Origin of the sequence: Peptostreptococcus sp. MV1 (assembly GCF_000758885.1) — a bacterium.
Classification (GTDB): domain Bacteria; phylum Bacillota; class Clostridia; order Peptostreptococcales; family Peptostreptococcaceae; genus Peptostreptococcus.
Genome location: NZ_JRNB01000017.1, coordinates 1 through 10434, shown reverse-complemented (window position 1 = coordinate 10434; position 10434 = coordinate 1). Strand labels below are relative to the sequence as shown.

Below are 10434 nucleotides of genomic sequence, written 5' to 3'. Positions count from 1 at the left end.
CCTACGTGGACTTTCACCACAGACTGACGGCATGCCCGTCATACATAAAAAAAGCAGATATGAAACTAATCACACCTGCTTAAAGAAATTATTTTCTTAATCCTAATCTAGCTATTAGGGCTCTGTAGCCTTCTAGATCGTTCTTCTTCAAATATCCTAGTAGATTTCTTCTTCTACCAACCATCTTTAATAGACCTCTTCTTGAGTGGTGGTCCTTCTTATGAACCTTTAAGTGTTCATTAAGTTCATTAATTCTAGCTGTTAGTAAAGCTATCTGTACTTCTGGAGAACCTGTATCTCCTTCTTTTCTACCAAAATCCTTGATTATCTGTTCCTTGTTCATTTATTTCCTCCTAAAAATTTAAAAATCGCCACTAGCTAAGCAAGGAGTGGAGCCTCGTTTGCCGAGCCATGGTTAAACCTCTATCATTATAACATATCAATATTTTAAATACAAGACTTATTTTACCTTATCTATACTAGATTTGAGCCATGATACGTAGTTTTCTCTAACATAGGCCACATCCTTCTTTAGCTGGTCCATTAAAGCTTCCTTGCTGTCAAATTTTACCTCATCACGCATGAACTCGACAAATTCGACTTTCAGTTCCTTGCCGTATATCATCTGATCAAAGTCAAGAATATATGTCTCTATAGTGATCTTTTTCCCTTGAACAGTTGGATTTGTGCCTATATTTGTAGCTCCGCAATAAACATCGCCGTCCACCGTTGCTAGTGTCGCATATATACCCTTTTTGGGAATTATCATAGACCTATCATAGTCTATATTGGCTGTAGGAAAACCTATGGTCCTACCTATCTGCCTACCCTCTACCACAGTACCTTCTATAGAATAGTACTGGCCAAGCAACTTTCTCGCTGCCGCCACATCACCATTGGAAATCAAGGCCCTTATATCCGTAGAGCTAACCCTCTTGCCATCCAATAGGACTGGTGTCACTATTTCAACCTCAAAGTTATAGTCCTTACCAAACTGGATCAACTTTTCTGGAGTGCCTTCCTTTTTTCTGGCAAAGGAAAAATCATGACCTACTATAATTTTTTTTATACGTAACTTTTCAACCAATATTTTTTTTGCATAGTCTCTGGCAGATATCTGGGTCATACTGGTATCAAAAGGAATATTTACATATATATCCACACCCATCTTTTCCACTAGGGCCTTCTTCTGGTCTTGGTTAATTATATTCTTGACATAACCCGGCTTAAAAAAATTGACCGGATGGTTGGCAAAAGTGAACACAACACTCTTAAGCCCCCTACTTTTGGCATACTTGACTGCCCTAGATATCAGCTCCTGGTGTCCCCTATGTACGCCATCGAAGTTGCCTATAGTTACACAGGTATTGGTATCCAAGGCTATATCTTCAATACTATTAAAAACTATCATTACATCACCTATCTCTTTATTGTATTTTGTAAAATATCCTATTCTAATATCTAGAAAAACTTGTGGCTCTTTACCATTAGGACACCGTCCTGCCTAAACAATTGACCGGACCCTATAAAACCGTCCTTTGAATATACCCTGACCAAGTCAGAATCTTCCTTGAGGTTGTGGTCATCAAACCTTCTTTCCTCAATCTTGCCCCCGTTTGAATAGTACTTGACTGCATTGTCTCTTAGAACTATATATGGTAAATCAGAAAGGACATCCTCAACTGACCAAGAATTTTCCTCAAGCCTATCATCGTCCCTAAGCCTCTCAAGCTCTTCCAGGCTGATTGCCTTATCTATTTCAAATATACCCGTCTTGGACCTGATTAATCCAGTCATATGTGCCCCTACTTCAAGTATTTGTCCTATATCATGGCATATACTCCTGACATAGGTACCCTTGCTACATTCAACTTCAAACTTGACCTTGGGTAGGTCTATAGACAAAATACTAATCCTCTTTATAAATATTTTTCTGGCAACTAAGTCTATCTGGTCACCCTTGCCAGCCCTTACTAGATCACACATCCTCCTGCCCTTTACCTTGAGGGCAGAATACTTGGGTGGTAACTGGTCTATCACACCTATTTGACTTTCAAGGGCCTTTATCAGGTCTTTCTCAGTAATTGCTGAAGGGTCCTTGACTTCCAAGACCTGACCTGAAGAATCATATGTATCTGTCTCTATCCCCAAGACCATATCACAAATATATGTCTTGTCCTTGTTGAGTATCAGGTCACATACCTTGGTAGCCCTACCTACACATATGGGAAGGACACCCACTGCATCTGGGTCAAGTGTGCCGGTATGTCCGACCTTCTTTATGCCCAATATTCTTCTGACCTTGTAGACCACATCGTGTGATGTCATCCCAGCAGGCTTGTAAATATTAAAAATTCTATCCATTATCTTCTATCCTTTGTTTCTCTAAAAAAGTTTTCTCGCCTGATCGACAATCATATCTCTTGCTTCTTCTACACTCTTATCCCTGATGGTGCATCCTGACGCCCTAATATGACCTCCTCCATCAAAGACTTCAGCTAGCCTCGTACAGTCAATGTATGACTTGGACCTAAGACTTACCTTTATTTCGCCTACTTCCTTCTCCTTGATAAATATACCCAATTCTACGCCATCAATATCCCTAGTATATGGTGTGATAGGGTCTATATCATCGTAATTCAAGCCATACTTATCCAGCATATGCCTAGTAACTATTGCTAGGCATATTTTTTTATCTACTATCTCCATCTTGTTGAGACACTCGCCCAATATCCTATAGTAGGCTGGTGAGTTTTTCTGGTATATATTTTCTATCACCTCTTGCTTCCTAGCCCCCCTAGAAATTAGGTCAGCAGCCATCATTAGGGATGATGGTTCTGTATTTGAATACTGGAAATTTCCAGTATCTGTCACTAGGCCAGCATAAAGGTAGGTCGCCATATCCTGATTTATCAGCTTATTACTGTTGATTTCTTCGTATCTTGTGATGATATTGTAGACTAATTCACATGTTGAAGATGCCTGTGTATCTATATACTTTATAAATCCATAATCACCATTGGTATGGTGGTGGTCTATACATATAATCCCCTTGGCAGTGTCAAGTAGGTCCTTGTCTACACATATCCTTTCATATGATCCAGAGTCTTGGGCTATAACCGTATACCCCTCTAGGTTGGATAGGTGGTCAGATGTCTTTCTCAAACCCTCCCTATTCAAAAAGTTCAAGCTGCTAGGATAGGCATCATCTAGCAGGTAGATATAATCCTTGCCTAGGGCCTCGAGGAATCCACACATAGCCAGTGATGAACCTATATTATCACCATCTGGATTTACATGGGATGTCACTACAAATTTATCATTGTTTATTATATAATCTATTATCTTGTCTATTTCAACTAGGAATTCATCTGATAAAGACCTATTTATTATCTTAGCCATACTTCTACCTCCTTGGCATAGTCCATTCTATATTATACATCATTAGACAGGTATATATCAATATAATTAGAAATACTTTAACATAAATAAGATATGAGCAAATAAAAGTATTGAAGGTAATTTTATTTCATGATAAAAAATGCATTTCTAATACCCAGTCAAAGTGAGGCTGCATTCTAGGCACAAGTAAATGAATGATCACCTTCCCTTTGCTGTGCATTAAGTGACACTATGTAAATAGATAAATTTATTAATTATAGTTATTTATATGTCTAAAATCTACTTTTTAATATACAAAGTAAACTGTTTGTAGTATAATATATGTATGAAAAGGAGATGATTATTATGGCAACTACACCAACACAAATTAGAATCGATAAGCAAGTAAAGGAAGAAGCAAATATTTTATTTTCAGAATTAGGTATAGATATGTCCTCTGCTGTAAATATGTTTTTGAGGCAATGCCTTCTTAGGGGTGGTCTTCCATTCTCTGTTGAAGTTCCTCAGTATAATAAAAAAACTATTGCCGCTATGATTGAAGCAAAGAATATAGCCTCTGATCCTGACATCCCTAGCTATAATAATATGGAAGATTTAATGAAAGCTCTTGACGACTAATAATGTACAAAGTTAAATTTACCAATACATTCAAAAAAAGCTATAAGCTTATGAAAAAAAGAGGATACGATATGTCTATACTTGAATCAGTTATCAACACTTTACGTCAGGGTAAAGAACTCGATAAGAAATATCGTAACCATCAATTAACAGGCAACTTTAGAGGTTTTCACGAATGTCATATTAAACCAGATTGGCTATTAATTTATTTAATTGAAAGGGATATTTTGACTTTAACTTTTGTAGATACTGGTAGTCATTCAGACCTATTTTAAATTCTAAATTACTACAAAAAACGGGCTAAATCTAAACCGACCCCATTAGTCAATCTTACTAATAGGGTCGGTAAACTTATGTATTATTAAATTAAAATACTATTCTTCATCCTTCTTAACACTCTTGATCAACTCATCCATATACATACCTCTTTCGATAGAGTCATCAATCTTGAAAACTATCTCAGGTGCATATCTTAGCTTAACCTGCCTACCTACTTCTCTCCTGATATATCCTCTGGCTGAGTTTAGACCCTCTAGGGACGCTTCCTTGTCACCACCTAGTATACTAATATATACAAAGGCATATCTTAGGTCATTGGTTACTTCTACGTCGGTTACACTGATCATAGATGTAATCCTAGGGTCCTTTATACCATTGATCAGCATAGTGCTGACAACTTTTCTTACTTCTTCACTTATTCTCTTTATCCTGTTTGAAGCCATATTCTACCTCTCTTTTCTGAGGCAATATTAGTCTAGAGTTCTTTCGACCTCTTTTGTGATATATGCCTCTACTACGTCACCCGGCTTGATATCGTTGTAGTTTACAAAGCTCAAACCACATTCGAATCCCTGGGCTACTTCCTTTACATCGTCTTTAAATCTCTTCAAGGCAGCTAGTTCTCCTTCATGGATTATGATACCATCCCTAACTATCCTTACCTTGCAAGACCTCATTATCTTACCTAATGTCACATAACATCCTGCTACTGTACCTACACCAGATATCTTGTATATTTCTCTGATTTCTACCTTACCTGTATCTTCATCTACATAGTCTGGGTCTAGCATACCGCTCATGGCAGCCTTGATATCCTCTATAGCCTTGTAGATGATTGTATATGTCCTGATGTCAACAGATTCCTTTTCAGCTACCTGCTCTGATCCTGATACCGGTCTAACGTTAAATCCTATAATTATGGCATTAGATGCTGATGCTAGTAGGACGTCTGACTCAGTGATGGCACCTACACCACCATGGATTACCTTAATAGCTACTTCTTCATTAGACAGCTTTTCCAATGATTGCTTGACAGCCTGGACAGATCCCTGAACGTCTGCCTTGATTACTATATTTAGATCCTTGACCTTACCTTCTGACATCTGAGCAAATAGGTCATCAAGAGATATCTTTGAAGATGCCTTTAGCATTTCTTCCCTCTGCATTGCCTGTCTCTTCTCTGCTATCAGTCTAGCAGTCTTGTCATTTGGAGTCTCTGCAAACTGGTCTCCACCTGCTGGTACTTCTGATAGACCTAGGATTTCTACTGCTGTAGATGGACCCGCCTGCTTGATCCTCTTACCCTTGTAGTTAATCATGGCTCTTACCTTACCAGATGCTACACCTGCTACGATAGGGTCACCAACTCTTAGGGTACCACCCTGTACTAGTACAGTGGCAACTGGTCCCCTACCCTTGTCTAGCTCTGCCTCAATTACTGTTCCAACAGCCCTCTTGTTAGGGTTGGCCTTTAATTCTTCCACTTCTGCTACTAGTAGGACCATTTCTAGTAGGTTTTCTATATTTATCCTCTTCTTGGCTGATACTTCAACAGAGATTACATCGCCACCCCAGTCTTCAACTAATAGACCCTGCTCTGATAGTTCCTGCTTTACCCTGTCTGGGTTGGCACCCGGCTTGTCTATCTTGTTTATGGCTATTATTAGAGGTACATCGGCTGCCTTGGCATGGTTGATAGCCTCTATAGTCTGTGGCATGATACCGTCATCTGCTGCAACTACTAGTATAGCTATATCTGTAACCTGGGCACCTCTGGCTCTCATTGATGTGAAGGCCTCATGACCTGGTGTATCCAAAAATACTATCTTCTGTCCGTTTATTTTAACTTCAGAGGCACCTATATGCTGGGTAATACCACCTGCTTCTCCTGATGTTACGTCTGTATCTCTAATAGCATCAAGTAGGGATGTCTTACCATGGTCAACGTGACCCATTACAGTTACTACTGGTGGTCTTGGTACTAGGTCTTTTTCATCATCTTCTTCGATTTCCATTAAGGCTTCGATTTCTAGCTCTTCTACTTCTGAGTTATCAGACCTCATTAGGGTATAGCCAAATTCACTACAGACTAGGGCTGCTATATCAAAGCTTATCTCCTGGTTTATAGTGGCCATTGTACCCATCTTCATTAGCTTCATGATTACTTCTGACACTGACTTGTCCATCTGTGTTGCAATTTCCTGGACAGTTATCTTACCATCTACTTCAACGACATTTCCCCTTGCTTCTTTTATTTCTTCATTTAGCATTTCAATAAATAGCTGCAGGTTCTCGCCTTCTAAATGTTTCTTATCTTCTGTTGTTTCTATACCAAAGTCATTAATTTTTTTCACGATTTCTTTTTCGCTCATCTTATAATCTTCGGCAATATTTTTTATGCTAGTCTTAGACATAAAAACCACCTCCTATATCTCGGTCCCTTCCAACAAGATCAATATCTGGTCTGACATCTTCTTGTCCTTTATTCCAAGTACAGCCCTGGGACTTTTTCCTATAGCCCTACCCAATTCTTCCTTGGTTCCAAATTGCCTGCAGGCTATATTTCTATAACTGGACTTGTCTGTAAATAATTTTTTTGTATTAGCTGATGCATCATCAGCCACTATTACTAGGTTGAGTCTCATTTTCTTGAGCTCTCTCAAGCTAGTATCGTCACCTGATACTAGGTTACCAGACCTCATAGCCAGACCCAGCCATGAATATATCTTTTTTTGATTCATTATGTATACCTCTTGAGTACTTGGCTAGCTCTATTATTATAGGCTGTAAACCAGACCTATTCGCCGGCCTTTTCCTCTAGTTTTTCTAGCTGGCTTAGCAGGTGTTCATATACCTGGTCATCTACATCTGTCCTAAAGGCCCTATTTAGTGCCTTTGACTTGATGGCCTTTGTCATACACTCTTGGTTGGCGCATACATATGCCCCCCTACCATTGGCCCTGCCTGTAGGGTCTAAGAAGATTTCATTTTCCTTATTCTTTACAACCCTTATCAAACCCTTCTTTGCATCCCTTGTCTGACAAACAATGCATTTTCTTTGGGGTACTTTTTTCTGCTTTTGCATTGGACACCTCCAATATATTTCCTAGCATATTAGATAAAATTATACTATACTGGTATATTTAGCCCTATTTGCTAGAATTATTCTTCAATTTCTTCCTCTTGATCGGCTAATTTAGTTTCATCTGAAACTTCGACTTCTTCCTGAACTTCTGAAGCTTCAACTTCAGCTTCTAGGTCTTCAGTTTCATCACTTTCAGCCTCAACTTCCTGGACAGCTAGCCTAGCAGCCTCTTCCTGGGCCCTTATTTCTGCTTCTTCAGCCAATCTTTTAGCTTCTTCTTCAGCAGCTAGCCTATTACTTTCTATCTGGTCTAATAGGGCATCTTCCTCTTCTGGTCCAAATTCTGATTCTGACTTTATGTCTATCTTCCAGTTAGTCAACCTTGCAGCCAGTCTAGCATTCTGGCCTTCCTTACCTATAGCCAATGATAGCTGGTAGTCAGGTACTATTACTATGGCAGACTTGTTTGCTTCGTCAACAAATACCTTTGTAACCTTAGATGGGCTAAGGGCAGCCTCTATAAATGTAGCTGGATCGTCACTATACTTGACTATATCTATCTTTTCATCGCCCAATTCATCAACTATATTCCTAACTCTGGCACCCTGCGTACCTACACAGGCTCCTATTGGATCTATATTGTCATCCATTGACCTAACTGCCATTTTGGTTCTAGAACCAGCTTCTCTTGATATAGACTTGATCTGGACAATACCCTCCTGAATTTCTGGCACTTCTATCTCGAATAATCTCTTTACTAGGCCTGCATTTGTCCTTGATAACAGGATCTGTGGATTCTTGTTGGTCCTGTTTACCTCTAAAACATAGAACTTCATGTTACTACCTATTCTGTAGTCTTCATTCTTAATCTGTTCACTCTGTAATAGGACACCTTCACCCTTGCCTATCTGTACAAATACTATCTGCTTGCCATCTCTTGCTGATGTCCTAGATATTTCTCCAGTTACCAACTCATCCTGTTTTTCAAGGAATTCATTGTAAGTCATTTCACGCTCAGCTTCCCTAATCTTCTGAACTACTATCTGCTTGGCTGTCTGAGCTGCAATTCTACCAAAGTCTCTTGGTGTAACCTCATGCTCGATTATATCACCTAGCTCATAGTTAGGGTTTATTTCCCTAGCCTCTGATAGCTCTATTTCCAAGAAGTTGTCGTATAGGTCTGATTCATCTACAACTACCCTCTGAGAATACACCTTTATATCACCAGTTTCCCTATTCATGTCTATCCTGACATTCTGGGCAGAACCGAAGTTCTTCTTGTAGGCAGATGTCAATGCCTGTTCAATTGTTTCTAGCAATACATCCTTGTCTATTCCCCTATCTCTCACAAGCTCATTAAGGGCCTGCATAAATTCTGTGTTCATTATTACCTCCGATTTATTTACCTCTATTAAAATTCAACTGCCAGCCTAATTTGGGCAATTTCTTTTTTATCAAATTTCTTTTCTGTATCATTTACAGATACCACTACCATTCCATCTTCATCAAGACCTAGTAACTCGGCCTCAAACTGCTTAGTCTTCAGGTCTTGGTCATTCTTGTAAAGCTTGACCTCTACACTCTTACCTGCATACTTTGCAAATTCCTTGTCTCTCTTTAGTACCCTATCAATGCCTGGTGAACATACCTCCAAGAAGTAGTTATCCTCAATGAAGTCTTCCTCATCCAGCATAGGGTTGATTTCTCTGCTGACTTTTTCGCATTCGTCTAGGCCTATTCCCTTCTCATGGTCAATAATTACCCTAAGAAAGTAGACACCAGCTTCTTTGACATATTCTACGTCAACTAGCTCATATCCAAAGCCTTCTACACTTGGCTGAATCATCTCTTCAACCTTCTGTGCGATGCTCTTTTTCATAGCCACACCTCCTATTCAATTGTAAAAAACATTAACATGAAAAAATGTGAGCCAAAAAATGCCTCACATCTAAAACACATATTCAATACATATATGATACCATACTTTTATAGCATATTCAAGGCATTTCAAGTATTTAATTAAATCGTTTTAATTCATTTAACTCAAAGGTCCACTGAGGTGTCACCATCTTACCAGCCTTTTTGACATCCTCTAAGCTATACCAAGGACTCATAGCCTTGTCAGACCTATTGACTAAGACCTGTGTTTGCTGGGCTGGCATATATGATTGGGCCAACATAAATATTTTTTCACCCTTGTGATTTTCAGCCATATCGACCACCATTATAGCGTGACCTACCCTCTTTGTACCAGGAGTACCACCCCTGACAAAAACATCACCTATCTGCATATCATCAATACTTATATCGTGGGTATCCTTGACCAGTGATAAGGTTCCGCAGTAACCATACACTAGGTCCATAAACTTCTTGTAGACTCTTTCAGAACTGTCCTGTTCTGCCATCAAAAAATACTCGCCTGTCTCTGGGTCAACCCTGTAGCCCTTCACATACTTGGCAAAGTCTGCTACACCACTTGATACAAAGTTAAATTTTATCCTGTCATACTGGCCTGTCTGATATAGGTAGTCTCCCCTAAACTTGAAGCAAGCATCTGCACAGTGAAGCAAATTTTTACCTTCTAGGTCTATATCAAATACAGAGTCGTATACGCCTTCTGATGGCTTGGCTTTTCCATTGTAATATAGGGATTTTTCCCCGTATTTTTTTAATTTTTCATGCCTTAAGAATTCTCCAAAGGAGTCCTTTTCTACCCTTATCCTAGTATACCCTTCAGGTGTATTATACCTGTCCTCTATATTTTCACCTACCTTGTTGACAAGGGACTTGGTCTGGCTAGTTGAACTGCTCCCGCCCTTGTCTTGTCCATTTCCACCAGTCTTGCCTCCACATCCAGTCAGTGATATGGTCATACCCAAGCCCAATGCCATCAGCATATAGGCTAATCTTTTAGTTATTTTTCTATTATTTTTCATATCTACCCTCCTATAAATTACCTCTTCAGTCGCCAAAGCAATTAGGCTATTTAAAATATATGGTTGTATAATATTTAGCGTTGGTGAGAGAAAAAATTCTCTCCCAACGCTAAA

At 39.1% G+C, this 10434-nt stretch carries 13 protein-coding genes; 2 read left to right on the top strand and 11 right to left on the bottom strand.

Translation table 11 applies throughout. The annotated features are described in order from the left end of the window. Positions 1 to 88: 88 nt before the first annotated feature. From rpsO to HMPREF1639_RS01905, 4 genes are all read right to left on the bottom strand, one after another. Positions 89 to 343 carry a 30S ribosomal protein S15 gene (gene rpsO, locus HMPREF1639_RS01920; RefSeq protein WP_007790285.1) on the bottom strand — a complete coding sequence of 85 codons (255 nt, stop codon included), beginning with the start codon at positions 341 to 343 and terminating at the stop codon, positions 89 to 91. 117 nt (positions 344 to 460) lie between these two features. Continuing rightward, on the bottom strand, positions 461 to 1411 hold the full coding sequence (locus HMPREF1639_RS01915; RefSeq protein WP_036762698.1) for a bifunctional riboflavin kinase/FAD synthetase: 951 nt from the start codon (positions 1409 to 1411) through the stop codon (positions 461 to 463). Between the two features lie 50 nt (positions 1412 to 1461). After that, a complete protein-coding gene (truB, locus tag HMPREF1639_RS01910) occupies positions 1462 to 2364 on the bottom strand; it encodes a tRNA pseudouridine(55) synthase TruB (protein WP_036762696.1) in 903 nt (300 codons plus the stop codon). Positions 2365 to 2385: 21 nt separating this feature from the next. Further along, positions 2386 to 3402 (bottom strand): DHH family phosphoesterase, encoded by a 1017-nt coding sequence (locus tag HMPREF1639_RS01905; RefSeq protein WP_036762694.1) that lies wholly within the window; start codon positions 3400 to 3402, stop codon positions 2386 to 2388. Positions 3403 to 3747: 345 nt separating this feature from the next. Between HMPREF1639_RS01905 and HMPREF1639_RS01900 the strand changes: the two genes are divergently transcribed. Beyond that, positions 3748 to 4020 (top strand): type II toxin-antitoxin system RelB/DinJ family antitoxin, encoded by a 273-nt coding sequence (locus tag HMPREF1639_RS01900; protein WP_036762692.1) that lies wholly within the window; start codon positions 3748 to 3750, stop codon positions 4018 to 4020. A 2-nt stretch (positions 4021 to 4022) separates the two neighbouring features. Then, positions 4023 to 4295 carry a type II toxin-antitoxin system YafQ family toxin gene (locus HMPREF1639_RS01895; RefSeq protein WP_036762689.1) on the top strand — a complete coding sequence of 91 codons (273 nt, stop codon included), beginning with the start codon at positions 4023 to 4025 and terminating at the stop codon, positions 4293 to 4295. Positions 4296 to 4394: 99 nt separating this feature from the next. Here the strand turns inward: HMPREF1639_RS01895 and rbfA are convergent, their stop codons facing one another. The 7 genes from rbfA to HMPREF1639_RS01860 all read right to left on the bottom strand — a co-directional run bounded on the left by rbfA (position 4395) and on the right by HMPREF1639_RS01860 (position 10320). Then, positions 4395 to 4742 carry a 30S ribosome-binding factor RbfA gene (gene rbfA, locus HMPREF1639_RS01890; protein WP_036762686.1) on the bottom strand — a complete coding sequence of 116 codons (348 nt, stop codon included), beginning with the start codon at positions 4740 to 4742 and terminating at the stop codon, positions 4395 to 4397. Between the two features lie 27 nt (positions 4743 to 4769). Beyond that, positions 4770 to 6713, bottom strand: a complete 1944-nt coding sequence (gene infB / locus HMPREF1639_RS01885; RefSeq protein WP_036762683.1) for a translation initiation factor IF-2 — start codon at positions 6711 to 6713, stop codon at positions 4770 to 4772. A gap of 12 nt (positions 6714 to 6725) precedes the next feature. Continuing rightward, entirely contained in the window at positions 6726 to 7040 is a 315-nt protein-coding gene (locus HMPREF1639_RS01880; RefSeq protein WP_036762679.1) for a L7Ae/L30e/S12e/Gadd45 family ribosomal protein, read from the bottom strand. A 56-nt stretch (positions 7041 to 7096) separates the two neighbouring features. Next, positions 7097 to 7384 (bottom strand): RNase P modulator RnpM, encoded by a 288-nt coding sequence (gene rnpM / locus HMPREF1639_RS01875; protein ID WP_036762677.1) that lies wholly within the window; start codon positions 7382 to 7384, stop codon positions 7097 to 7099. A 77-nt stretch (positions 7385 to 7461) separates the two neighbouring features. Beyond that, positions 7462 to 8769 (bottom strand): transcription termination factor NusA, encoded by a 1308-nt coding sequence (gene nusA, locus HMPREF1639_RS01870; RefSeq protein WP_036762674.1) that lies wholly within the window; start codon positions 8767 to 8769, stop codon positions 7462 to 7464. A gap of 26 nt (positions 8770 to 8795) precedes the next feature. Continuing rightward, entirely contained in the window at positions 8796 to 9263 is a 468-nt protein-coding gene (gene rimP, locus HMPREF1639_RS01865) for a ribosome maturation factor RimP (protein WP_036762671.1), read from the bottom strand. A gap of 136 nt (positions 9264 to 9399) precedes the next feature. Beyond that, positions 9400 to 10320 carry a DUF4846 domain-containing protein gene (locus HMPREF1639_RS01860; protein ID WP_036762668.1) on the bottom strand — a complete coding sequence of 307 codons (921 nt, stop codon included), beginning with the start codon at positions 10318 to 10320 and terminating at the stop codon, positions 9400 to 9402. Positions 10321 to 10434: the final 114 nt, after the last annotated feature.